Origin of the sequence: Salininema proteolyticum, assembly GCF_042685645.1 — a bacterium.
Lineage (GTDB): Bacteria > Actinomycetota > Actinomycetes > Mycobacteriales > Micromonosporaceae > Salininema > Salininema proteolyticum.
Genome location: NZ_JBHUNX010000001.1, coordinates 3,142,359 through 3,166,602, shown reverse-complemented (window position 1 = coordinate 3,166,602; position 24,244 = coordinate 3,142,359). Strand labels below are relative to the sequence as shown.

At 68.7% G+C, this 24,244-nt stretch carries 24 protein-coding genes; 16 read left to right on the top strand and 8 right to left on the bottom strand.

Annotated elements, in window-relative coordinates; all coding sequences use genetic code 11:
* Positions 1-82 precede the first annotated feature (82 nt).
* The 4 genes from prfA to ACFTE1_RS14620 all read left to right on the top strand — a co-directional run bounded on the left by prfA (position 83) and on the right by ACFTE1_RS14620 (position 3,747).
* Positions 83-1,174: a peptide chain release factor 1 gene (gene prfA / locus ACFTE1_RS14635; RefSeq protein ID WP_380620830.1), complete on the top strand. Its 1,092-nt coding sequence runs from the start codon at positions 83-85 to the stop codon at positions 1,172-1,174.
* A gap of 4 nt (positions 1,175-1,178) precedes the next feature.
* Positions 1,179-2,117, top strand: coding sequence for a peptide chain release factor N(5)-glutamine methyltransferase (gene prmC / locus ACFTE1_RS14630; RefSeq protein WP_380620828.1), 939 nt, complete (start codon positions 1,179-1,181; stop codon positions 2,115-2,117).
* Positions 2,077-2,739 (top strand): hypothetical protein, encoded by a 663-nt coding sequence (locus ACFTE1_RS14625; protein ID WP_380620826.1) that lies wholly within the window; start codon positions 2,077-2,079, stop codon positions 2,737-2,739. The genes prmC and ACFTE1_RS14625 overlap by 41 nt, the downstream gene beginning before the upstream one ends.
* A 66-nt stretch (positions 2,740-2,805) precedes the next feature.
* Complete coding sequence (locus tag ACFTE1_RS14620) at positions 2,806-3,747, top strand: ketopantoate reductase family protein (protein ID WP_380620824.1); 942 nt, start codon at positions 2,806-2,808, stop codon at positions 3,745-3,747.
* A 42-nt stretch (positions 3,748-3,789) separates the two neighbouring features.
* Here ACFTE1_RS14620 and ACFTE1_RS14615 read toward each other — a convergent pair whose 3' ends face one another.
* The gene (locus ACFTE1_RS14615) at positions 3,790-4,971 is read right to left on the bottom strand and encodes a PP2C family protein-serine/threonine phosphatase (RefSeq protein WP_380620822.1); all 1,182 of its coding nucleotides are present in this window, start codon (positions 4,969-4,971) and stop codon (positions 3,790-3,792) included.
* A 180-nt stretch (positions 4,972-5,151) separates the two neighbouring features.
* On the opposite strand from ACFTE1_RS14615, the gene ACFTE1_RS14610 reads away from it, so the two are divergent.
* From ACFTE1_RS14610 to atpD, 11 genes are all read left to right on the top strand, one after another.
* The gene (locus ACFTE1_RS14610; RefSeq protein WP_380620820.1) at positions 5,152-5,805 is read left to right on the top strand and encodes an L-threonylcarbamoyladenylate synthase; all 654 of its coding nucleotides are present in this window, start codon (positions 5,152-5,154) and stop codon (positions 5,803-5,805) included.
* A gap of 7 nt (positions 5,806-5,812) precedes the next feature.
* The gene (locus ACFTE1_RS14605; protein WP_380620818.1) at positions 5,813-6,355 is read left to right on the top strand and encodes an arsenate reductase/protein-tyrosine-phosphatase family protein; all 543 of its coding nucleotides are present in this window, start codon (positions 5,813-5,815) and stop codon (positions 6,353-6,355) included.
* Positions 6,352-6,861, top strand: a complete 510-nt coding sequence (locus ACFTE1_RS14600) for a hypothetical protein (RefSeq protein WP_380620816.1) — start codon at positions 6,352-6,354, stop codon at positions 6,859-6,861. Before ACFTE1_RS14605 ends, ACFTE1_RS14600 begins: the two co-directional genes overlap by 4 nt.
* A 130-nt stretch (positions 6,862-6,991) precedes the next feature.
* Entirely contained in the window at positions 6,992-7,219 is a 228-nt protein-coding gene (locus ACFTE1_RS14595; RefSeq protein ID WP_380620814.1) for an AtpZ/AtpI family protein, read from the top strand.
* A 148-nt stretch (positions 7,220-7,367) separates the two neighbouring features.
* Complete coding sequence (gene atpB / locus ACFTE1_RS14590) at positions 7,368-8,177, top strand: F0F1 ATP synthase subunit A (RefSeq protein ID WP_380620812.1); 810 nt, start codon at positions 7,368-7,370, stop codon at positions 8,175-8,177.
* A 76-nt stretch (positions 8,178-8,253) separates the two neighbouring features.
* Positions 8,254-8,475: a F0F1 ATP synthase subunit C gene (locus ACFTE1_RS14585; protein WP_380620810.1), complete on the top strand. Its 222-nt coding sequence runs from the start codon at positions 8,254-8,256 to the stop codon at positions 8,473-8,475.
* 21 nt (positions 8,476-8,496) lie between these two features.
* Entirely contained in the window at positions 8,497-9,036 is a 540-nt protein-coding gene (locus ACFTE1_RS14580; protein WP_380620808.1) for a F0F1 ATP synthase subunit B, read from the top strand.
* Between the two features lie 6 nt (positions 9,037-9,042).
* Positions 9,043-9,858: a F0F1 ATP synthase subunit delta gene (locus tag ACFTE1_RS14575; protein WP_380762760.1), complete on the top strand. Its 816-nt coding sequence runs from the start codon at positions 9,043-9,045 to the stop codon at positions 9,856-9,858.
* 47 nt (positions 9,859-9,905) lie between these two features.
* Positions 9,906-11,534, top strand: a complete 1,629-nt coding sequence (gene atpA, locus ACFTE1_RS14570; RefSeq protein ID WP_380620804.1) for a F0F1 ATP synthase subunit alpha — start codon at positions 9,906-9,908, stop codon at positions 11,532-11,534.
* A 3-nt stretch (positions 11,535-11,537) separates the two neighbouring features.
* Complete coding sequence (locus ACFTE1_RS14565) at positions 11,538-12,464, top strand: F0F1 ATP synthase subunit gamma (RefSeq protein ID WP_380620802.1); 927 nt, start codon at positions 11,538-11,540, stop codon at positions 12,462-12,464.
* A 3-nt stretch (positions 12,465-12,467) separates the two neighbouring features.
* Positions 12,468-13,895 (top strand): F0F1 ATP synthase subunit beta, encoded by a 1,428-nt coding sequence (gene atpD / locus ACFTE1_RS14560; RefSeq protein WP_380620800.1) that lies wholly within the window; start codon positions 12,468-12,470, stop codon positions 13,893-13,895.
* A gap of 89 nt (positions 13,896-13,984) precedes the next feature.
* On the opposite strand, the gene ACFTE1_RS14555 is transcribed toward atpD, so the two are convergent.
* The 6 genes from ACFTE1_RS14555 to ACFTE1_RS14530 form a co-directional block, all read right to left on the bottom strand.
* Entirely contained in the window at positions 13,985-14,584 is a 600-nt protein-coding gene (locus tag ACFTE1_RS14555) for a hypothetical protein (protein ID WP_380620798.1), read from the bottom strand.
* Between the two features lie 103 nt (positions 14,585-14,687).
* Complete coding sequence (locus ACFTE1_RS14550) at positions 14,688-15,089, bottom strand: DUF6220 domain-containing protein (protein WP_380620796.1); 402 nt, start codon at positions 15,087-15,089, stop codon at positions 14,688-14,690.
* Positions 15,086-15,496 carry a hypothetical protein gene (locus ACFTE1_RS14545; RefSeq protein WP_380620794.1) on the bottom strand — a complete coding sequence of 137 codons (411 nt, stop codon included), beginning with the start codon at positions 15,494-15,496 and terminating at the stop codon, positions 15,086-15,088. Before ACFTE1_RS14545 ends, ACFTE1_RS14550 begins: the two co-directional genes overlap by 4 nt.
* Before the next feature lie 11 nt (positions 15,497-15,507).
* On the bottom strand, positions 15,508-17,019 hold the full coding sequence (locus ACFTE1_RS14540) for a multicopper oxidase family protein (RefSeq protein WP_380620792.1): 1,512 nt from the start codon (positions 17,017-17,019) through the stop codon (positions 15,508-15,510).
* A gap of 111 nt (positions 17,020-17,130) precedes the next feature.
* Positions 17,131-18,645 carry a multicopper oxidase family protein gene (locus ACFTE1_RS14535; protein ID WP_380620790.1) on the bottom strand — a complete coding sequence of 505 codons (1,515 nt, stop codon included), beginning with the start codon at positions 18,643-18,645 and terminating at the stop codon, positions 17,131-17,133.
* A gap of 137 nt (positions 18,646-18,782) precedes the next feature.
* Positions 18,783-20,150, bottom strand: coding sequence for a multicopper oxidase family protein (locus ACFTE1_RS14530; RefSeq protein WP_380621686.1), 1,368 nt, complete (start codon positions 20,148-20,150; stop codon positions 18,783-18,785).
* A 374-nt stretch (positions 20,151-20,524) separates the two neighbouring features.
* On the opposite strand from ACFTE1_RS14530, the gene ACFTE1_RS14525 reads away from it, so the two are divergent.
* Positions 20,525-22,297 carry a bifunctional metallophosphatase/5'-nucleotidase gene (locus ACFTE1_RS14525; RefSeq protein ID WP_380620788.1) on the top strand — a complete coding sequence of 591 codons (1,773 nt, stop codon included), beginning with the start codon at positions 20,525-20,527 and terminating at the stop codon, positions 22,295-22,297.
* A 1-nt stretch (position 22,298) separates the two neighbouring features.
* Here ACFTE1_RS14525 and ACFTE1_RS14520 read toward each other — a convergent pair whose 3' ends face one another.
* Positions 22,299-24,068 (bottom strand): glycosyl hydrolase, encoded by a 1,770-nt coding sequence (locus ACFTE1_RS14520; RefSeq protein WP_380620786.1) that lies wholly within the window; start codon positions 24,066-24,068, stop codon positions 22,299-22,301.
* Between the last annotated feature and the right edge of the window lie 176 nt (positions 24,069-24,244).

The following is a 24,244-nucleotide window of genomic DNA, read 5'->3' as shown; positions in this document are numbered from 1 at the left end:
TACGATTACCTGGGCGCTTTCTGTATTCCCAGACCAGTGTTCCTGAGGAACCCCACTTCGAGGCCTTCAACGAGGAGAGATGATGTCCACCGCCGCTGACAACCGGCTTGCCGTCCTGCTGGCCGAGTACCACGACCTGGAAGCGCAGATGGGCGACCCCGGCCTGCACGCCGACCCGGCCCAGGCCCGCCGCGTGGGACGCCGCTACGCCGAGCTTTCCCCCATCGCCAAGACCGCCGCCGACATCGCGCAGGCCAAAGAGGACTTGGAGACCGCCGAGGAACTGGCCAAGGAGGACTCCGACTTCGCCGAGGAGGCCGAGCGCCTGTCCAAGGAGCTGCCCGCCATGGAGGAGAAGCTCGCCGAGCTCATGATCCCCCGCGACCCGGAGGACTCCAAGGACGTCATCATGGAGATCAAGGCCGGCGCCGGCGGCGAGGAGTCGGCCCTGTTCGCCGGAGACCTTATGCGCATGTACATGCGCTACGCCGAGAAGCAGGGCTGGGCCCTGGAGATCCTGGAGAAGGCCGAGTCCGACCTCGGCGGCGTCAAGGACGCCTCCCTGGCCGTCAAGATGAAGGGCACCCCCGAGGGCGGCAACGGCATCTGGTCCCGCCTCAAGTTCGAGGGCGGCGTCCACCGCGTCCAGCGCGTCCCGGCCACCGAGTCGCAGGGCCGCGTCCACACCTCCGCCGCCGCGGTCATCGTCATGCCCGAGGCCGAAGAGGTCGACATCGAGATCAACCAGAACGACCTCCGCATCGACGTCTACCGCTCCTCCGGCCCCGGCGGCCAGTCGGTCAACACCACCGACTCCGCCGTCCGCATCACCCACGAGCCCACCGGCGTCGTCGTCACCTCGCAGAACGAGAAGTCCCAGCTGCAGAACAAGGAGGCGGCGATGAAGGTCCTCCGCGCCCGCCTGCTCGCCAAACAGCAGGAGGAGGCCGCCGCCGCGGCCGGCGAGGCGCGCAAGAGCCAGGTCCGCACCGCCGACCGCTCCGAGCGCATCCGCACCTACAACTACCCCCAGAACCGCCTGACCGACCACCGCATCGGCTACACCGCCTACAACCTCGACCAGGTCGTGGAGGGCGAGCTCGACGACGTCTTCAACGCCCTCTACGCGGCCGACAGGGCCGAGCGCATGGCCGGCAACGGAGACGAGTCCTAAGAGAGTGGACCGAGCCGTGGACTGGACGGGCCTGATCCGGGCCGCCGCCGCCCGCCTGGCCGAGGCCGGCGTGGAGAGCCCGCGCGTGGACGCCGAACTGATCGCGGCGCACACCAGCGGACGGACCCGGACCGCCCTCCTCATCGCCGACGCCCCCGACGGGGAGACCGCCGGCCGGTTCGAGGACCTCGTGTCCCGCCGCGCGAAAAGGGAACCGCTCCAGCACCTGACCGGGGCGGCGGCCTTCCGCAACGTCGAACTCGCCGTCGGGCCGGGCGTCTTCGTGCCTCGCCCCGAGACGGAGCTGGTCGCCGGATGGGCCGTCGAGCACGCGCCTCGCGGCGGCCGGGTCGTCGAGGCCTGCTCCGGTTCCGGGGCGATCGCGGCGGCGCTCGCTGACGAGCGGCCCGACCTGTCCGTCTGGGCCGTCGAGATCGACGCCGACGCCTTCGAGTGGACCGAACGTAACCTGGCCGGGACGGGCGTCTCGGCCGTGCGTGCCGACGCGACGGACGCCGCGACCCTCGCCGAGCTGGACGGTACAGTGGACCTGGTCGTCTCCAACCCGCCCTACGTGCCCATGGACATCGAAGTCGCCCCGGAAGTCCATTGGGACCCGACGCGCGCGGTCTTCGCCGAGGACAACGGGCTGTCGGTCATCGAAGGGCTCATCGAGCGGTCGCGCGCGTGGCTGAGGCCCGGGGGGCTCCTGGGCTTCGAACACGACCAGACCCACGACGCCGACGTGCGGGCGCTGCTGGAGGTCGGCGGCTTCGCCGGCGCCGCGACGGAGGACGACTACGCGGGGCGGCCCCGTTTCACCACGGCCGGAAAGCAGTTACCACATGATCAAACCCCTCGCCTCTCGTATGGCCGCCGGAACGCTTCTGGCGGCCTTTGCCGTGTCCGTGGCCGGATGCGGACAGGGAGGAGACACCTCTGACGGCGCCTCCGACGAGACCCCTTCCGCTGAGGCCTCTTCGGAGGCGCCGAAGCCCGTCACCGCCATAGGCGGGGGAGAGCTCGTGAAGGCCGCCATGCCGGCCGAGGACTCGCCCCTGCTGGAGGGCTATGAGGCCCAGATCGGCCCCGAGTCGCTGGACCCGTCCGAGAAACAGCCCCTGGAGGCCTGCGCCGACGTCGCGGCCAACGACGACGCCGTGGCCGCCTACATCGCGTACTACGAGGGTCCGCGCCCCGACACCGACCTGTACGCGCACGCCTACAACGCCGACGCCGTCGCCGTGCTCGCCGAACTGAAGAGCACCTGGGACGACGAGTGCGACCCCTACGAACTCGACGACGACGGAGACCCGGTGACGGTCGAGAGGCTCTTCGAGGCCCCCGCGCCGGAGGGCGTGCCGGAAGAGCGGTGGGCCGCCGACTGCGCGCAGCTGACCTTCACCTCCGACGGCAATGACGCCTTGGCCTGGTGCACGGCCATGGTCGCCGTGGGAGACCACGTCATCCTGCGGATTCGGACATCCGGGCCGTACACCGAGGCGGAAGGGTACGCGGAGCGCATGGGCGCCATCGCGAAGGAAGTCCTGGCCGCGCAGGAGTAGCCGTTCGGCCGAGGCCGCGGAGACGGTGGCTCGCACGCCGGTCGAACGCGAATTAGACTGTCGGACATGAGGATTCTTATCGCTGGAGCCGGCGCCGTCGGCGGATACTTCGGGGCGAGCTGGGCCAGGTCCGGTCTCGACGTCACGTTCATGGTCAGCGCCCGGAGGGCGCGCGTGCTCGCCGAGCGGGGCCTGCGGGTCGTCGACATGGGGGAGGAGTCGGTCCTCACCCCGACAACGGTTCTCGCGGAGGACATCGGAGCGCCCTACGACCTCGTCGTCCTGGGCGTCAAGTCCACCGCGGACCGCCCCTTCGCGGCCCTGCTCGACCAGATCGCCCCGGCCGTCGGCCCGGACACCCTCATCCTGCCGCTGCTCAACGGCCTCGCCCATGTCGAGGTCCTCAACGAGCGCTTCGGCCCGGAGCGGGTCCTGGGAGGCGTCGCCAAGATCATCACGACGCTCAACGAGGACGGCGACATCGTCCGCATGGCCCCCGTCGCCACGCTCGTCTTCGGCGAACAGCCCGGCGGGGCGAGCGAACGGGCCAGGGAACTTCGGGAACGGCTGTCGGTGGAGGGCACCGACATCGTCCTGAGCGAGGACATCCTAGGCGATATGTGGGACAAGTGGGTCTTCATCACGACGACCGCCGGACTCAACGTGCTCATGCGCGCGCCCTTGGGCGACATCGCGGCCGTCCCGGGCGGGCCGGAGCTCGCCCGCAGGCTAGCGGCCGAGGGCGCCTCCGTTGCGAAGGCGGAAGGACACGAGCTGAGCGAAGAGCGGATCGAGACGACGGTCGCCTTCGCCAGCGACCCCGAACTCCCGGTCACGACCTCGCTCTACCGCGACCTGGAGGCCGGTTCCGCGACCGAGGGCGAGCACCTGTTCGGGATCATGCTCTCGACGGCGCGCCGGCACGGCCTGGAGGTACCGACCCTGGAGCTGGTCACCTTGAACCTGAGGGTGTTCGAGCGCTCGCGGGAGAAGGCGGGCGCCCGCTAGGGGCCCGGCCGGGCGCCCGCGACGTTCAGGCCGGCCGCCCGTCTAGAACTCGGCCGCCTCGAGGGAGCCCGGTCCGGTGTAGGCCAGGACCATGACGGCCATGTCGTCGGCGAAGGGCAGGTTGTCGCGGTAGAAGGTCCGCCTGCCCTCGGCGACGATGCCCTGCGGATCGCCGCCCGCGCGCCGCACCACCGCGCCGAAGTCCTCCTCCAGGGGCGTGTCGATGCCGGCCACGCGGCGCGACTCGAGGATGCCGTCGGTGTAGAGGAAGAGTATGTCGCCCGGTTCCAGCTGCACGGTGCGCCGCTCGGGCTCCATGAGGGTCAGGTCCTGCATCCCCAGCGGCGCCGTCACCGCGGTCTGGACCGCCTCGGTCTCGCCGCCGCGCACCAGCAGCGGGGGCGGGTGCCCGAAGTTGAGCAGCTCCATGCGCCCGGAGTCCGACACGGACGCCACCAGGGCGGTGGCGAAGGCCGACATCCAGGGGTCGCGGCCCTTGTTGACGAGGTTCATCCGCTGGTCCAGACGCATGCCGACCTCCTGCACGGTGGGCCGGTAGCGGGCGGCCTCGGAGAAGGCGCTGAGCAGGTTGACCGTCGTCGCGACGGTCTCCAGGCTGTGGCCGGAGACGTCGCCGATGAGGAAGCGCGTCCCGTGCGGCGTCCCGCTGATGTGGAAGAGGTCGCCGCCCAGCAGGCCCGGATTGTTCATCGACGTGCGGTAGGCGGCGGCGACCTGGAAGGGGCCGACTCGCGGCGGGATCTCGGGCAGGACTGCCCGGTGCAGCGTGTCGGCCACGGAGGTCATGTCGGCCAGGCGTTTGGCCGTCTGGTCGCGCGCCCAGGACAGGAAGACGCAGAGGACCGAGATCGCCCCGACGGTCGGCAGGTCCGCCCACGACGAGTTCAGGGGCAGCACGTCGAACGCTCCGCCGCCCAGGGCGTAGACAACCGTCACGACGGCTCCGGCCAGCGCCGTGGCCCGCGGCCCTCGGGTCAGGGCGATGAGCGCGGGCATGACCACGGCGACGTAGCGCATGCGCATCCAGTCGTTGTTGAACGCCATGCCGGCGACCAGGACGGCGATGAGGATCAGGGGAAGGCAGCGCAGGATCAGCTCGTTGGGGCTGCCTTCGCGCAGGCGGCCCCACAGGTTCTCGGGCTCCTTCTTCTGAGCGTATCGAAGCAGGTCGCGGGCGGAGTGATTCTGGTCGGTCGGAACCATGCTGCACCTCGTCGACAGAGTGGAAGGACGGGCGCGGGGCCCGCTCTCGATATTACCGACAGTTCCGAGATGTATTCATATCGTGCGATAGAGAGGTGCATCACTCCCTGGGTGTCCGAGACCCGGTTCACCCAACGGCGCCATCAGCGGCCCGCGCGGCGGAGAGTAATCTAGACACCCGTGAGGCTATTCAACTGTCGGAAGTACACCGAACGAGAAACGGGCGTCAAGACCGCCGTCCGGTCGGTCCGGAACGGCCGCCTGGTCGTGCTCCCCACCGACACCGTCTACGGCATAGGCGGCGACGCGTTCAACCCCGCCACCGTGCGGGCCCTCCTCGACGCCAAGGGCCGCGGCCGCGACATGGCCCCGCCGGTCCTCATCGGCTCCCGCCGGGCCCTCGACGGCATCGCCTCCGACCTGCCGGAGAGCGCCACCGCCCTCGCCGAGGCATTCTGGCCCGGCGCCCTGACCCTCGTGGTCGCCTACAACCCGTCCCTGACCTGGGACCTCGGCGACACCGACGGGACCGTCGCCGTCCGCATGCCGCTCCACCCCCTGGCGCTGGAACTGCTCAAGGAGACCGGCCCCATGGCCGTCTCCAGCGCGAACAAGACCGGACAGCCGCCCGCCGCCACCGCCGCGGAGGCGAAGAAGCAGCTCGGCAGCTCCGTCACGACCTACCTCGAGGCCGGCCCCAGCGCCGACAACGTCCCCTCCACGATCGTCGACTGCCTCGCCGACCCGCCGCGCGTGCTGCGCGCCGGCGCCATCTCGCTCGAAGAACTCCGCAAAGTGGTCCCCGAGACCGAAGGCCCCGAGGAAGGGGAGTGACCCCGCCATGTCCGACGACCGACTGCTGACCGTCCTCCACGTCTGCACCGGCAACATCTGCCGCTCGCCGATGTCCGAGCGCATCCTCGACGGGCTGACCGGCGACGACGTGTACAACCACGGCGCCGGGACCTCCCCCTACCACGAGGGCGAGGACATGCAGGCCAACTCGCACGCGCAGCTGGAGGAGCGCGGATACGACGTCCGCCGCCACCACGCGCGCGCGCTCGACCGCGCGGCGGTGGAGATGTCGGACCTCATCCTCGTCGCCACCGACGGCCACCGCGAGTTCATCGCCTCCAACTTCCCCGAGGCGCTCGACCGGACCTTCCTGGTCCGCCAGATCGGCGCCGCCGCCGAGGGCCTCCGGGCCCCGGCCGGGGACGCCAAGGCCCGGGCGAAGGCCCTCATGGAGCACGCCCGCTCGGCGGGGAACGGGGAGGAGAACCTCGCCGACCCGTGGGGCCTGGGCATGGCCACCTACGAGCGCATCGCCGACCAGCTGGAGACGGCCCTCAAGCCGGTCGCCCGCGTCCTGGACACCCGGTGAGCCGGGCGGAGGGCGCCGGAAGGGGCGGCGAGGACGAGGGGACTGCGCGGGACGCGGACCGGAAGGCCGCCGACGGGACCTCGCGAGGCGGTACCGGACAGAGGGCGGCGGGACGACGCCTCGCCCGGGGCTTCCTGAAGTACTGCTGGGTCGCGCTCACCGCGGCGGCCCTGATCGGCGCGATAGTCGCCTTCGCCGTGTCGGGAGCGGCGTCCGCCGCCGGCGTCGCCCTCGGGGCGGCCGCCGTGGGACTCGGCTTCACCGGTTCCGCCTACGCCGTCTCGGGAGCGGAGAGAATTGATGTACGTCTCACGTTGCCGGTGGCTTTGATCACGTACGCCGTGAAGCTCGTCATCTTCGGGGCCGTGCTCTGGTGGCTCTCCGAGGCCCATTCGGGCCTGGTTCTCCCGTTCGGTACGGGGGTCGTGATGGGCGCGGTTGTGTGGCTCGTAACGCAATCTATCTGGACATATAAGGTAAAACTACCCTATATCGAACTAGATTAGTACCTTTTGTCCCAGTTCGCCGGACGCGGAGTGTCCGCCCGATGACCGCCTTTCCAGCCGGGACGAGGCGCACCCGCCGGGGAGCCCAATGTAGTACTCCCCCGCTGATCCTGTTAAAGTTCAAGCTGACATGGCCGACAAGGATTCCCCGGACGATCCGGAGCACAAGAACAGCGCCCAGGGCGCCGACGCAGGTTGGCGAGCGATGGGATACCTCTTGTCCGGACTCATCGTGTGGGGAGGAGCCGGCTTCCTAATCGATAAGTGGCTCGATCTCCCCGGGATCGGACTTCTCATTGGAATGCTCGTCGGCGCCGGTGCAGGCATGTATTTGCTCATGAAAAACATGTCGAAGTGAACTTTGTATAGAGCGTCGCCGTTGACGCTCCTGGACAACGACGAGCGCACGTCCCCCCTTGGGCGGACCTGCCGGATCGATCATGTGCCAGGAACGTTGTCCGCAACGCTCTTTGACCTTTGACCGACCAAGCGAGAGGCGTGACTCGGTGGTGACAGACACGGGAGCGGCCAGCCTGGCCGCGGAATTTCCACCCGGTATCGACGACTTTGACTTCCGGGATTGGTTCCCCGGCCTGTCCGACACGGCCTGGGCCAACGTTTTCACGACGATCACCGCGGCCGTGTGGGCCACGGTCCTGATCCTCGTCATCTTCTTCTTCTGGGCCTACCGCAGCCCCAAGATCGTGCCGACCAAGAGCCAGTGGATGGCCGAGTCGGCCTACGGATTCATCCGCAACTCGATCTCCATCGACTTGCTGGGCAAGAAGGACGGCGTCCGATTCGCCCCCTACTTCGCCACCCTGTTCTTCTTCATCCTGCTCATGAACTTCTGGGCCGTCGTCCCGGGCGTGCAGATCTCGCCGAACGCGCACATCGCGTTCCCGCTGGTGCTCGGATTCCTGTCCTGGCTGATCTACAACTTCGTGGGCATCAAGAAGCACGGCCTCATCGGGTACCTCAAGATGAACTGCGTGCCCCCGGGCGTGCCGGGCTTCATCCTCCCGATCATCATTCCCCTGGAGTTCGTCCAGAACCTGCTGCTGCGCCCGATCACCCTGGCGCTGCGACTCTTCGCCAACATGTTCGCCGGACACCTCATCCTGCTGGTGTTCATCACCGGCGGACTGGCGATGCTGAACTCCGCGAACATGCTCGTCCAGGGCCTGTCGGTCTTCTCCTTCCTCATGGCCATCGCCATGAGCCTCTTCGAGCTGATCGTCATCGGCCTCCAGGCCTACGTGTTCACGCTGCTGACCGCCCTGTACGTCCAGGGCGCGCTCGCCGACGAGCACTAGGCCGAACAAGAGATTTTCCCATAAGCACGCCCGAGTGTCGCCCGACGCCGGGACAACACCAAGTAGGAGAAACACAATGGACATCGCCCAGATGGAAGGCACCCTGAACGTCGTCGGCTACGGCCTCGCCGCGATCGGCCCCGGCATCGGTGTCGCCTTGATCTTCGCCGCGTGGATCACCGCGACCGCCCGCCAGCCCGAGTCGGCCGGCATCACCCGTCCGATGCTGTTCATGGGCTTCGCTCTGGTCGAGGTGCTCGCCCTCTTCGGCCTGGTCCTCGCCTTCGCCCTCAGCTAAGACCCGCACCGGGAGAAACCTATGCACATGGCAGCAAGTGACGGGATGGGAATCCTCATCCCGATCTGGCAAGAGATCGTCGTCGGTCTCATTGCCTTCGCTCTGCTCTGCTTCCTGCTGATGAAGTTCGTCTTCCCGCGGATGGAAGAGACCTTCAAGCAGCGAGTGGACGCGATCGAGGGCGGCATCCAGCGTGCCGAGAAGGCCCAGGAAGAGGCCAACCAGCTGCTGGAGCAGTACCGTCGGAAGCTCGACGCCGCCAGCGAGGAGGCCGCCGCGATCCGCGACGAGGCCCGCGCCTCGGCGGTCGCCGACAAGGAGGAGATCCTGGCCGGCGCCCGCGAGGAGGCCAACCGCGTCATCGCCGCGGGGCACTCGCAGGTGGAGGCCTCGCGCCAGCAGCTCATTCGCGAGCTGCGCAGCGAGGTCGGCACCCTGGCGGTCGACCTGGCCGGCAAGATCGTCTCGGCGGACATGGCGGGCAAGCCCACCACCGAAGAGGCGGTCGACCGTTTCCTGGCCGAACTCGACGAGCAGTCCACGGCGAGCGGAGCACGATAAATGTCGATGACTGGACGCGAAAGCACCGAGGCGGGACGTCAGGTCCTGGAGTCCCAGGCGGCCGACGCCAGTGCCGGTGACCTCATCGACACCGCCGACAACCTCATGGCAGTGACCCGGTTCCTGCTCGACCAGCCTCGACTGCGCCGCGCCCTGTCCGACCCCGCCCGTGGAGCGGACGATAGGGAGAGTCTGGCCAGGAGTGTGCTCGACGGCAAGGTCGACGCGCGGTCCCTGGCGGTCGTCGCCGCACTCGTCCGCGCCCGCTGGGGCACCCCCGGCGAACTCGCCGACGGGTTGGAGGCCATCGCCGTCGAGGCGCTGCTGGAGGCGTCCTCCAAGGAGGGCACCCTGCAGACGGTGGAGGACGAGCTGTTCCGATTCCGCCGCATCGTCGACGGCGACGCCGAACTGTCCGCGACCTTGGACGGGACCGCCGCCGCGGCCACCGCCAAGGTGCAGATCGCCGACCGCCTCCTGGGCGGGAAGGCGGATCCCGTGACGGTGAAGCTCGTCGAGGCCGCGTGCTACGGCATCGGCGGACGCTCCTTCGACGCGTCGATGGAGTACCTCGTCAACGCCGCGGCCGCCGCCCGCGACGAGACGGTCGGCTACCTCACGGTGGCCTCCCCCCTCGAGGAGGAGGCCGAGCGGAGGATCGCCGCGAAACTGTCCCTGGTCTACAACCGCCCCATCGGGGTGAAGGTGACCGTGGATCCCGACGTCATCGGAGGGATCCGTATTCAGGTCGGCCACGACCTGTGGGACGGCACGGTGTCGCGACGTCTCGACGACGCGCGCCAAGCCCTGGCCGGTCGGTAACCAGTGCCGGTATCAACTGCAAGTATTCAGAATGAGGGTGAGAAAAGATGGCGGAACTGACCATCTCCTCCGACGAGATTCGTAGTGCGCTCGACGACTACGTCTCGTCGTACCGGCCCGAGGTGTCCCGCGAAGAGGTCGGCACCGTTACCCAGGCCGGCGACGGTATTGCCATTGTGGAGGGACTGCCCTCCGCCATGGCCAACGAACTGCTGGAATTCGAGGGCGGAGTCCTCGGCATGGCGCAGAACCTCGACGTGCGCAGCATCGGCTGCGTGCTCCTCGGCGAGTACTCCGGTATCGCCGAGGGCCAGCAGGTGAAGCGCACCGGCCGAGTCCTCTCGGTCCCGGTCGGCGACAAGTTCCTCGGCCGCGTCGTGAACGCGCTGGGCGAGCCGATCGACGACCTCGGCCCGATCGAGGCCGACGGCGAGCGCGAGCTGGAGCTCCAGGCGCCCAACGTCGTCAGCCGCAAATCGGTCGACCAGCCCATGGAGACCGGCATCAAGTCGATCGACGCCATGACGCCGATCGGCCGCGGCCAGCGCCAGCTGGTCATCGGCGACCGCAAGACCGGCAAGACGCAGGTCTGCATCGACACGATCATCAACCAGAAGGCCAACTGGGAGTCCGGCGACCCGGAGAAGCAGGTCCGCTGCATCTACGTCGCGGTCGGCCAGAAGGGCACCACGGTCGCCGGCATCAAGGGCACGCTCGAAGAGCACGGCGCGATGGAGTACACCACCATCGTCACCGCCAACGCCGACGAGCCGGCCGGCCTGAAGTACCTGGCCCCCTACACCGGTTCGTCCATCGGACAGCACTGGATGTACAACGGCAAGCACGTCCTCATCGTCTTCGACGACCTGTCGAAGCAGGCCGAGGCCTACCGCGCCGTCTCCCTGCTGCTGCGCCGCCCGCCGGGCCGCGAGGCCTACCCGGGTGACGTCTTCTACCTGCACTCCCGTCTGCTGGAGCGCTGTGCGAAGCTGTCGGACGAGCTGGGCGGCGGTTCGATGACGGGTCTGCCGATCATCGAGACCAAGGCCGGCGACGTCTCGGCGTTCATCCCGACGAACGTCATCTCCATCACCGACGGTCAGGTCTACCTCGAAGAGGCCCTGTTCAACTCGGGAGTGCGCCCGGCGGTCAACGTCGGCACGTCCGTCTCCCGCGTCGGCGGCTCGGCCCAGACCAAGGGTATGAAGTCCGTCGCGGGCTCCCTGCGTCTGGACCTGGCCCAGTACCGCGACCTGGAGGCCTTCGCGGCCTTCGCCTCCGACCTGGACGCCGCTTCCAAGGCCCAGCTGGAGCGCGGTCTGCGCATGGTCGAGCTGCTCAAGCAGGGCGCGGGCGAGCCGCTCCCGATGGGCGAGGAGACCGTCGCGATCTGGGCGGGCACCCAGGGGCACCTGGACGACGTCCCGGTGGCGGACATCCGCCGCTTCCAGGACGAGTTCCTGTCCTACATGCGCGCCAACCACGCCGAGCTCGTCGAGCAGGCGGCGGTCACGAAGGTCAAGGGCGACATCGACGAGTCCCTCAAGACCGCGATCGCCAAGTTCAAGCGCATGTTCCGCTCCTCGGACCCGTCCTTCAACGTCAGCGACCCCGACGCCGGGGACCTCGACGATGAGAAGCACGACAACGAGTCCATCCAGCGGGTGAAGAGGTAGCCGATGGCAGCCCAGCTCCGCCAGCTGAAGGCACGGCTCAAGTCGGCCCAGTCCATCAAGAAGATCACCAAAGCGATGGAACTGGTGGCGACGAGCCGGATCGCCAAGGCTCAAGAGAGAGTCGCGGCCTCACTGCCGTACGCGCGCGCCATGACGGACGTCATGACGTCGCTGGCGACGAGTGCCACGATCAACCACCCTCTGCTGCAGCCTCGACCGAACCCCCGCAAGGCGGGTATCCTTGTCGTCACAGCCGACAAGGGCATGGCAGGCGCCTACACGGCCAACGCGTTGAAGCACACCGAGCAGCTGGTCAAACGGCTGCAAGAAGAGGGCAAGCAGCCCGTGCTCTACGTCGTCGGCCGCAGCGGCGTCGGCTACTACTCCTTCCGGGAGCGCGAGGTCGAGCAGTCGTGGACCGGCTTCACCGAGAAGCCCACGGTCGACGACGCGCGCACCATCACCCGCACCCTGCTCGAGGCCTTCATGGCCGGCGGGGAGGAGACCGTCTCCGACGGCCACCCGGGCGTGGACGAGATCCACGTGGTGAGCACGAAGTTCGTGTCGCTCCTGACCCAGACGCCCCAGTCGCGCCGCCTGGCGCCGCTGGAGGTCGAAGAGGTCGAGGAGCACGAGCTGGAGGACCACGTCCTCCTGCCCGACTACGAGTTCGAGCCCAACCCGGAGGCCCTGCTGGACTCGCTTCTGCCGAAGTACCTGATCACCCGCGTCTACGCGGCGCTGATCGAGTCGGCGGCCAGCGAGTCGGCCTCCCGCCGCCGGGCGATGAAGGCCGCGACGGACAACGCCGAAGAAATGTCTAAGGATCTGACTCGCGAGATGAACGCCGCCCGACAGGCGATGATCACGCAGGAGATCAGCGAGATCGTGGGTGGGGCCCAGTCCCTGGCCGACGCAGGAAAAGGATAAACGATGACTGACACTGATGGAGTGGGACGCGTCGTACGGGTCATCGGGCCGGTCGTCGACGTCGAGTTCCCGCGCAACGCCATCCCGGAGATCTACCACGCTCTCAAGGTGGACGTGACCCTGTCCGGCGGCACGCAGACGCTGACCCTGGAGGTGGCTCAGCACCTGGGCGACAACCAGGTCCGCGGCATCTGCATGCAGCCGACCGACGGCCTCGTCCGCGGCACCGAGGTGCGCGACACGAAGAGCCAGATCAAGGTCCCTGTCGGCGACGGCATCAAGGGCAAGGTGTTCAACGCGCTCGGCGAGCCGCTGAACCTGGAGCCCGGTGAAGAGGTCCAGGCCGACGACTACTGGGAGATCCACCGGCACGCGCCGGAGTTCTCGCAGCTGGAGCCGAAGACGGAGATGCTGGAGACCGGCGTCAAGGTCCTCGACCTCCTGGCCCCCTATGTCAAGGGTGGAAAGATCGGTCTGTTCGGTGGCGCGGGTGTGGGCAAGACGGTCCTCATCCAGGAGATGATCATCCGCGTGGCCCAGAACTTCGGCGGTTCGTCCGTGTTCGCCGGTGTCGGCGAGCGCACCCGTGAGGGCAACGACCTCATCGCGGAGATGGGCGAGATCGGCGTTCTGGAGAAGACCTCCCTGGTCTACGGCCAGATGGACGAGCCTCCGGGCGTGCGTCTGCGCGTGGCCCTCGCGGCCCTGACGATGGCGGAGTACTTCCGCGACGTCAAGAACCAGGAAGTGCTGCTGTTCATCGACAACATCTTCCGTTTCACCCAGGCCGGCTCCGAGGTCTCGACGCTGCTGGGCCGCATGCCCTCGGCGGTGGGCTACCAGCCGACCCTGGCCGACGAGATGGGCGAGCTGCAGGAGCGCATCACGTCGCTCCGCGGCAAGGCGATCACCTCGATGCAGGCGGTCTACGTCCCCGCGGACGACTACACCGACCCGGCGCCGTTCGCCGCGTTCACCCACCTGGACGCGACGACGAACCTGGAGCGGAAGATCGCGGACAAGGGCATCTACCCGGCGGTGGACCCGCTGGCGTCCTCGTCGCGCATCCTGGAGCCGGAGATCGTCGGAGACGAGCACTACCAGGTCGCCTCGCAGGTCAAGCAGATCCTTCAGAAGTACAAGGAGCTGCAGGACATCATTGCGATCCTCGGTATGGACGAGCTCTCCGAAGAGGACAAGGTCACCGTGTCCCGCGCTCGCCGCATCGAGCGCTTCCTGTCGCAGAACACGTACGCGGCGAAGCAGTTCACCGGTGTGGACGGCTCGTTCGTCCCGGTCAAGGAGACCGTCGAGGCCTTCAAGAAGATCGCCGAGGGCGAGTACGACCACTTCCCGGAGCAGGCCTTCTTCATGTGCGGTGGTCTCGAGGACCTGCACCGCAACGAGGAGCAGCTGCGGAAGAAGGGTTAGTCTCCCGGCGTGCCGCTTCGGCGGAGCGTCCGACTGACAGCGTGAAAAGGGCCGGAACCCCCGCAGGGGTTCCGGCCCTTTTCACGCTGTCAGGACGTCCGGCTGGCCTTGACCTCCTCCAGCTCGATCACGGCGGGTTCGGTGTCGAGGATGTCCTGTTCGGTCGCGACCGCCTCTCCGCCCGGGGGGACGTCGTTGAGGAAGACGTGCACCGGGTCGTTGATCCGTTCGCCCTCCGCGTCGACCCAGGAGAAGGTTATGTCGTAGTCGCGGGCCTCCTCGAAGGAGTTCTCGACGGTGAAGTCGACGCCGTACATGTCCGGGACGCCCTCGACCTCCTCGATCTCGCCTACGGTCACGTCGTCTTCCGCGTCGGAGCCGACGATGGTGTCGGGCAGCTCGTCGGTTGCCCTGTCGAGGGCGGCGCAGCCGACTATGCCGAGGACCAGGGCGGCCAGGGAGAGGACGAGGCCGGCGATGGTCACGCCCTTGTTGGTCGCGGCCTTGGCCGAGACCCGCTTGAGGCCGATCCCTCCGAAGACGAGGCCCAGGACTCCGAGGGCCATGGCGACGACGGCCAGCAGGGGCAGGAGGCCCAGGACGGTCCCTATGACGCCGAGGACCAGGGCCGTCGTTCCGAGTCCGTTCTTGGGGGCGACGGAAGCGCCCGGGGCGCCTTCGGTGGACATAGGGTGACCTCGCAGTTTCCGTTCGGTCGTCTTCGGGCGGCGGTGCCGATTGCGCGCCCAGTATCCGACAGGACGGAAGCCTGCGAGGTCGATTGGGGAAATTTCAGGCGGCCCGTGCCGCTTCCGGCGTTCTCATGCTCCACTTCACCCGGACTCCCAGGTAGAAGGTGAGCACGATCAGGCCCAGGCCGTTGAGGGCGTGGATCATGAACAGCGACTGGCCCCAGAGGGATCCGGGCGCGTTCAGCATGGCCAGGAGGTGTTGGAGCCCGACGAGCGCGGCTCCCAGAGCGGTCAGGGCGACGGTCTTGGCGCCCGGCCGGGCCAGGAGGGCGAGGACCACCGCGGCGAGGTAGCCGTACAGCAGGACGCTGCCGTTCACTATGTGCATGTCGAAGCTCTCGCGGAGCTCGCCGCCGTGCCCGACTCCGTACCCGGCGAGGAGGAACTGGCAGATCAGCAGGGCGAACAGGAGGAGGAGCCAGAGGCGCAGGGTCGTTTTCATGCCGCGGTCTCCTTAGGCGTGGTGGGGCGGACGATGGACTTCCCGGTCAGGCGGGTGATGATGTACTGGATGGTCAGGATGCCCAGGCCGTTGGCCGCGTGCAGGGCGATGCTGATCCCGCTCAGGTGGCCGCTCTGGTCGGTCGAGTAGGTGAAGAACCCCTGCGAGACGAGCATGACCAGGGACGCGGCCGCGAGGACCACGACCTTCCAGCCGGGCCGGGCGATCGCGGCGAAGACGAGGCCGAGGAGCAGCCAGACGGTGAGGAGCCCGCCGTTGACGACGTGGCCTAGGAACCGGGCCGTGCGGTCGTCGCCCTGGCTCACGGCGCCCCAGCCGGCGAGGCCGACCTGCAGGACGATCAGGGCGATGACGAACCAGGTCCATCCGAGGAAGAATCTCTTCATTGCGGGGCTCCTCAACCGTGTCCGCCGTGGCCGGAGGACGGGGCGCTCACTGTCCCGACGTCTTCGCCGTGGCCGAGGACGACGAACTGGCCCATCATTCCCTGGTCCTCGTGCAGGAGGATGTGGCAGTGGTACATATAGGGCACGTCCGGGTCGGTGTACGCGGTGAAGCGCATGAGCAGCTTCGCCTCGCCGTTGCCCTCCAGGAGGACGGTGTCCTTCCAGCCGCGCAGGTGGGCCGGGGGCTCCTCCCCGTTGAGGGAGGCGACTTGGAACTGCACGTCGTGGACGTGGAAGTTGTGCTGGAAGCCGTCGGTGCTGCGGACCGTCCACTCCTCCACGGTGTCGACCTCGGTACCGAAGTCGATGCGGTTCATGTCCATCGACTCGCCGTTGATCGAGTCCGGGCTCTGCAGCGCGAACGAGCGTTCGGCGGCCACGGCCTCGGCGGCGAGGCTAGGCACCTCGATCAGCTCGCCGGGCACCTCGGGAGAGTCCGCGAGCTCGTCGGCGGCGCGGATGCGCAGGATGTCGAAGCTGTCGTCCAGCCCGTTGTTCCGGTCGAAGGGGCTGTTGATCTCGACCTCGACCGGGTAGGAGCGCAGGTCGACCGTCTCGCCGGGCCGGAGCTCGACGACGAGGTCGGTGCGTTCGGCGGGGGAGAGGGTGATCCGCCCGGCGGTGACCGGCGCGGAGAGGAGGCCGCCGTCGCTGCCGATGATCTGGAAGTCCCTCTCGTCGGAGAGGCCGAAGGTGTAGAGGCGGGCGTTGGAGCCGTTGAGGATCCGCAGGCGCAGGCGCCGGGTGGTCGCCTCGAAGTAGGGCCCGTAGGTGCCGTTGACGAGGATCTCGTCGCCGTGGATTCCGGTGCTGGAGGAGAAGTCCTCGTCCTCGTCGAACTGGTTGGCGCCGTCGAAGGTGCGGTCCTGGACGATGAGGGGGACGTCGTCGACGCCGTATTCGCGGGGCAGGTCGAGGGCGTCGGAGGCGTCGTCGTCGAGGTAGATGAGGCCGGAGAGGCCCCGGAATATGTGGCGGGCGGTGTTCCCGTGGGGGTGCGGGTGGTACCAGAGCATGGTGGCCGGCTGGTCGACCGTCCACTCCGGCTCCCACGTGCCGCCCGGTTCGATCGGCTGGTGGGGTCCGCCGTCCATCTCGGCCGGGAGGTGCGCGCCGTGGAAGTGGACGGTGGTGGTCTCCTCCAGGTGGTTGCGGACGGTGAAGCGCAGGTCGTCGCCGCGCCGGGCGCGGATGGTGGGGCCGAGGTAGGAGCCGTTGTAGCCCCATGTGGCGGTGGCCCCGCCGGGTTTGAACTCCGTCTCGCCCGCGGCGGCCGCGAGCTCGAAATGCTTGGCCCCGCCCTTTTCCGTGTGCTCGGCGAGCGGGGGGATCTTGAGCCTGTTGTCGAACGGTACGTTGCCTACGGTGTCGGTCTCCTTGTTGAAGAGGCCGCATCCCGCCAAGGGGACCGCGGTGGTTCCGACTCCGGCGGCAGCGAGAGCAATGACTGTACGCCGTTTCATGTCTTCCAGTCTGCTGCCGGGCGGGGTGCCGCGGCATCGGCTTCGAGGCGTCGATCCCCGTACTCCGCGGGGCGTAGGGCCGTACACCGCCGTACGCCCCGCGGAGATCCCCTAACCGTGGTCGCCGTGGGCGGCCATGTCGGGCACCGTGCCGACCTCCTCGCCCTCGCCGAGGACGACGAACTGGCCCATCATGCCGAAGTCCTCGTGGAAGAGGATGTGGCAGTGGTACATGTACGGCAGGTCCGGGTCGGTGTACTGGTCGAAGCGCATGCGCAGGCGGTAGTCGCGATTCGGCTCCAGGAAGACGGTGTCCTTCCAGCCGGCCAGCGGCGGGGGCGGGGCCTCCCCGTCGATGGAGGCGACCTGGAACTGGACGTCGTGGACGTGGAAGTTGTGGTGGTACTCGTCGGTGTTCCGCACGGTCCACTCCTCGACGGTGTCGACCTGCGCGCCGAAGTCGATGCGGTTCATGTCCATCGAATCGCCGTTGATGGTGGAGAAGCCCGCGAGGCGGAAGGAGCGCTCGGCGGCCGGCTCGTCCGAGAGGCTCGCGATCTCGGCGAGCTTCGCGGGCACCTCGGGGGAGTCGGCCAGCTCGTCGGCCGCCCGGATCTGGAGGACGTCAAGGCGGTCGTCCATGCCGTTGAAGCGCTTGAAGATCGATCCCACGCCGACGTCCTCTACCGGGAGCGAGCGGAGGACGACGGTCTCGCCGGGCTCCAGGTCGACGACGATGTCGGCCCTCTCGGCGGGGGAGAGGAGGGCTCGGCGGGTGCGGTGGGGTTCGGTGAGCAGGCCGCCGTCGCTGCCGATCTGCAGGAACTCGCGGTCGTCGTCGAAGGCGAAGTTCATGACGCGGGCGTTGGAGCCGTTGAGGATCCGCAGGCGCAGCCGCCGGGTGGTCGCCTCGAAGTAGGGCCCGTAGGTGCCGTTGACGATGACGTCCTCGCCGATGATCCCCGTCGTGGACGTCCAGGTCTCGCTCTCTTCGAGGGCGTTGTCCCCGTCGAAGTTGCGGTCCTGGACGACCAGCGGGACGTCGTCGACGCCGTATTCGCGGGGCAGGTCGAGGCCGTCGCTGACGTCGTCGTCGATGAGGATGAGCCCGGCCAGTCCGCGGTAGACGTGGCGGGCGGTGTTGCCGTGGGGGTGGGGGTGGTACCAGAGCATGGTGGCGGGCTGGTCGACGGTCCACTCCGGCTCCCACGAGCCGCCCGGTTCGATGGCCTGGTGCGGGCCGCCGTCGCAATCGGCGGGCAGGTGGGCGCCGTGGAAGTGGACGGTGGTGGTCTCCTCCAGGTGGTTGCGGACAGTGAAGCGGAGGTCGTCACCGCGCCTGGCCCGGAGCGTCGGGCCCAGGTAGGAGCCGTTGAAACCCCAGGTGGGGGTGGCTTTTCCGGGTTTGATAGGGGTCTCGCCGGCCTCGGCGTCCAGGGAGAAGTTCCGGGCGCCGCCTCGAAGGTCGCCCTCGTCCAGGGGCGGGACGGCCAGGGGGTTGTCGAACGGGACGTCGCCGGCGGTGTCGCGGCGCGTGGAGGTGTAGAGGTAGGCTCCGCCGGCGATCGGGAGGGCGAGGACTCCGGCCCCGACGGCGGAGAGGGTCATGACGGTTCGGCGTTTCATGTCATCGAGAATGCAGGTCGGAAGGGGCCCGGGGCATCGGCCGGACGGAGTGGGAACGGGTACTCCGAGGGGAGTACGGGCGGCTGTTCATGGCCTCCGCGGTGGTACTCCGCCTCCGTACGCCCCGCAGCCCTCTCTCAGCCGTGGCCGCCGTGGGCGGCCATCTCGGGCACGGTGCCGACCTCCTCGCCCTCGCCGAGGACGACGAACTGGCCCATCATGCCGCTGTCCTCGTGTTTGAGGATGTGGCAGTGGTACATGTAGGGGAAGTCGGGATCGGTGTACTGGCTGAAGCGCATGAGGAGCCGGTAGTCCCGGCCGGGTACGAGGAGGACGGTGTCCTTCCACCCGGCCAGTGGCGGGGGCGGGGCCTCTCCGTCGATGGAGGCGACCTGGAACTGGACGTCGTGGACGTGGAAGTTGTGGGTGAACTCGTTGCCGTTGCGCACCGTCCACTGCTCCACGGTGTCGACCCGCGCGCCGAAGTCGATGCGGTTCATGTCCATCGACTCGCCGTTGATCGTGCTCATGCCGGAGAGCCGGAAGGACCTCTCGGCGGTCGCCGCGGCCGCGCTGAGGCTCTCTATCTCTGTCAGGCTCCCGGGCAGATCGGGCGAGTCCGAGAGCTCGTCGGCCGCGCGGATCTCGAGGACGTCCAGGTGGTCGTCCATGCCGTGCGAGCGGTTGTAGACGAAGCCGAAGTCGATGTCGACCGGCAGCGACTGGAGCTGGATCGTCTCTCCCGGCTCGAGGTCGACGACGATGTCAGTGCGCTCGGCGGGGGAGAGAATGATCCGGTCGGTCCGGTGCGGCTCGGCCAGGAGTCCGCCGTCGCTGCCGATGACGCTGAACTCCCGCAGGTCGCTGAAGGCGAAGTTGTAGAGGCGGGAGTTCGAGCCGTTGAGGATCCGCAGGCGCAGCTTGCGGGTTGAGGCCTCGAAGTAGGGCCCGTAGGTCCCGTTGACGAGGATCTCCTTGCCGACGATGCCGACGGCGGACATGAAGGTGTCGTTCTCCTCCAGCTGGCCGTCCCCGTCGAAGTTCTTGTCCTGCACGATGAGGGGGACGTCGTCGACGCCGTATTCGCGGGGCAGGTTGAGGCCGTCGCCGGCGTCGTCGTCGATGAGGATGAGCCCGGCCAGTCCGCGGTAGACGTGGCGGGCCGTGTTCCCGTGCGGGTGGGGGTGGTACCAGAGCATGGTGGCGGGCTGGTCGACCGTCCACTCCGGTTCCCAGGTGCCGTGCGGTTCGATGGCCTGGTGGGGTCCGCCGTCGGCCTCGGGCGGGAGGTGGGCGCCGTGCCAGTGGACGGAGGTGGTCTCGTCGAGGTGGTTGCGGATGGTGAAGCGCAGGTCGTCGCCGCGCCGGGCTCGGATGGTGGGGCCGAGGTGGGAGCCGTTGAATCCCCAGGTGGCGGTGGCCCTGCCGGGTTTGAAGACCGTCTCGCCGGCGGTCGCCTCGAGTTCGAAGTGTTTGGCGCCGTTGGTCTCGGTGTACTCGGCCAGGGGCGGGACGGCCAGGGGGGGCGTCGAAGGGGACCTTGCCGACGGTGTCGTTCTTCAAGTTGGAGTAGAGGACGGTGCCGCAGGCGGCGGGCACGGCGAGGGCGGCGGCCCCGATTCCGGAGAGGGTCAAGACGGTGCGTCGTTTCATGCCTCAATGGTGCTGGTGAAGAGGGGTGCGGGGCATCGGCCGAGGGGCGCGGTCGCGGTTACTCCGCAGGGGGTACGGAGCGGTTCCGGCGTCGGCTCGGGGGATCAGGTCCGAGTGTTCCCCTCCCGGACATACCGCGGTCATATAGATAGGGTCATGGGATGACAGGATCGTGACTGTGCGAGAATCGCCACACCCGCCACCCCGTTCACGTTAGGAGTCCAATGTGTCAGTCAAACGCAGATCCCTACTCGGAGCCTCGGCCGCCGGCGCGGCCGCCGCCATCTCCTCTCCCGCCTCCGCCCGGCCCGTGAAGCGGTACTCGTTCACCGCCATGGGCACTACCGACCTCCATGGCCACGTCTTCAACTGGGACTACTTCGCCGACGGCGAGTACGCCGACGACGAGGGCAACGCCAAGGGGCTCTCCCGCATCGCCACCCTCGTCGAGCGCGTCCGCGAGGAGAAGGGCCGGGAGAACACGGTCCTGATCGACGCGGGCGACACGATCCAGGGAACGCCCCTGGCGTACTACTTCGCGAAGGTCGACCCCATCGCCGAGCCCGGCGGGCCGACGCACCCCATGGCCCAGGCGATGAACGAGATCGGCTACGACGCCGCCGCCCTGGGCAACCACGAGTTCAACTACGGCCTCGACACCCTGCGCGCCTTCGAGTCCCAGCTGGAGTTCCCGCTGCTGGGCGCCAACGCCATCGACCTGGACTCGGGCGAGCCGGCGTTCCCGCCCTACCACTTCGTCCGCCTCAAGCCGCCGCACGGCAAGCCCGTCCAGGTCGCGATCCTGGGACTGACGAATCCCGGCATCGCCATCTGGGACAAGGCCCACGTCGAGGGCGTCATGGAGTTCCCGGGCCTGGAGTCCCAGGCGGCGCACTGGGTCCCGAGGCTCAGAAAGATGGGGGCCGACGTCGTCATCGTCTCGGCCCACTCCGGCACCTCCGGCGAGTCGGCCTACGACCCCGAGCAGATCCCGCACGTGGAGAACGCCTCCCAGCTCGTGGCCGAACGGGTTCCCGGCATCGACGCGGTCCTCGTGGGGCACGCCCACGAGGAGATCCCCGAGCGCGTGGTGTTCAACGAGGAGACCGGAGCCCCGGTCGTCCTCTCCGAACCGCTCTTCCACGCCCAGCGCCTGACCCTGTTCGACATCGACCTCGAGTTCTCCCGGGGCCGGTGGCACGTCGCCGATGTGCGGGCCTCGCTGCTGGACTCCGCCGAGGCGGAGGACCACCCGCGGATCGCAGAGATCCTCACCGCGGAGCACACCGACGTCGTCGGCTATGTCAACCAGGTGGTGGGACGCAACGGGATCGAGCTGCGCACCGAGGAGGCCCGCTACAAGGACGAGCCGGTCATCGACCTCATCGCCCACGTCCAGGCCGAGGTCGTCGCCGAGGCCCTGGCTGGTACCGAGCACTCCGGGCTGCCGGTCCTCTCGCAGGCCTCGCCGTTCTCGCGCACCGCCGTCATCCCCGCCGGGGACGTCACCATCCGCGCCCTGTCGGGGCTGTACGTCTACGACAACACCCTGTCGGCCAAGAAGTTGACCGGCGCGCAGGTGAGGGACTACCTGGAGTACTCCGCGGAGTACTTCGTCCGGACCGCGCCCGGGGGAGAGGTCGACCCCGACGCGGTCACCAACGCCGGCGGGCGCCCGGACTACAACTTCGACTACGTCTCCGGGCTGACCTACGACATCGACATCTCCCGCCCGGCCGGGTCGCGCGTCGTCGGGCTCTCCTTCGACGGCGCCCCGTTGGAGGACGGCATGGAGTTCGTCCTCGCCGTCAACAACTACCGCGCCAACGGGGGAGGGGCCTTCCCGCACGTGGCCGACGCCGAGGAGTTGTGGAGCGAGTCCACCGAGATCCGCACCCGCATCATCGAGTGGGTGCAGGAGCGCGGCGAGATCGACCCCGCCGAGTTCGCCTCCGTCGACTGGAGGCTGACGCGGGAGGGCGAGCCGGTCTTCGAGTGAGTCAGTCCAACTTCACCGAGAAGCTGGGCGTGCGCATCAGCTCCCGGTAGGACTCCAGCGTCCGGGGGTCGTGGTGCACTTCCGAGTTGCGGCCCTCGGCGTTGGGGGACTCGAAGTACACCATGGCCTTCAGCCGCGGGTAGTGCGAGAGCTGGGCGCGCGCCTCCTCGAACACGCGCCGCTGGTGGTCGGGCCGGTCGGGATCGCGGAAGACGCCCCACTCTCCCAGCATGATCGGCTTGGTCGGATGGTTGCGGACCGTCCAGTCGTAATAGCCGGGCCAGTCGACGTCCGGCGCGGGCCGGTTGACGAGGTCGGTCAGGTCGTCGCCGCTCTCCTTGCGGTCGGCCAGCCCGTAGGCGCTCCAGCCGATCCAGTCGACGACGTCGTCGCCGGGGTAGAGCTCGGAGTGCCACGGGTACTCGACCCACTTGAGGTAGGCCATGTAGTTCATGACCGTGACGATGTTGTCGACCCCTTTGGCGCGCAGGTACTCCACCACGTAGCGGAACATGGCGGCGTAGTCCTCCGCCTCCCACTGGCCCTTCCCGCCCCGGCCGACGTCGTTCTCCGGCTCGTGGTGGACGGTGAAGAAGAACGGCTCGGGGAACTCCTCCTTGATGTGCTCGGCCAGCCGGTCGAGGAACTCGTCGGTCTTCCGGTCCCCGTTGGCTATCTCCTCCCAGGTGGCCTGGTACGGCTTCCAGTTGAGGAAGAGGATCCGCTTCCCGTCCGGGTCGCGGGCCAGGTCGATCTGCTCGGGGCCGGGGAAGACGCGCCGGGTGCCCCTCTCGTAGGCGTGGTAGATGTCCTGTCTCTTGTCGACCCGGTCCTCGAAGGTCCTCAGCGCCTTGTCGCGCGGCACGTTCGAGTGCCCGCCGGCGGCCGCTCCCTGGAGGACCCCGCACGTGGGCACCAGCTTCTCTCCCAGCCGGCACGGGCTCACGGGCGCCGCGGGGCCGGCGGCCTCGGGAAGGTCCTCCACTTTCGCGTCGGGGCGGACGGGAGTCTTCGGCGGCGTCAGCACCCGCAGCAGCGGGCCCTCGGCGACCTCGGTGGTGCCGTTGAAGTGGAGGCGCGAGCCGAGGTCCGGCGTGGTGACGGCGAACCCGTAGCGGCCCGGCCCGCCCACGGCGTCGGTCAGGTCGAACTCCACCGACTCGTCGCCGTCGTCGACCTCGGCGGACCCCCAGACGTTCCCGTACAGCGCCGGGGAGGAGCCCTCCAACTCGCACGGGCAGCCCTCGGGGTCCACCGAGGCGATCTCCAGGATCATCGGGTCCCGGTCGGGCACCTCCAGGGCCGCGATGGGCAGCTCCAAGGTCAGCCGCGAGGCCTCCTCGGCCATGGACTCGTCGACCGTGAAGCGGAAGTGCGCCACCAGCACGCCGGCGGTGCCGAAGCGCCCCACCGGAAGCCGCTGCGGCCGGGGGCTCTCCGGCGTCTCCGCCCCGGAGGCGGTGTAGGTCGCGGCGTCCGGGACGATGACCCGCTCTCCGGGGGAGGTGAACAGGCTGCCGTCGCCTTCCAGGGACTCCTCCTGCCAGCCGAGGTCGCCGGCGCCGCCCAGGACGAAGCCGACGGCGACCAGCAGGAGCGCGGCCCCGGAGGCCACGGCCGCGACCATTCCGCGCCGCTGCGCCCCAGGGGGACCCGCCGCGACCGGCGGCGGCCCCTCCTCGGCCGTGTCGGCACCCTCCCGCGAGTCCTCTTCGCGCGGAGCCCCTTCCGGAGCCGGGCCGGCCTTCTCCGGTTCGTTCTCCCGTTCCATGGCCACTCCCTTGTCTTTGCGTGCGTTGGGTGGGCTGCTCAGTATAACGTGACAAACATCGCAAACCGGGCAAACTGCCCCAGGGTCCGCCTGCCGTGGCACATCCGCCCCGCGACCGGGGCCGTCGGACGAACCGCGCCGCGGAGGTCCGCCCGCCCGCGACGCCGGATCCGGCC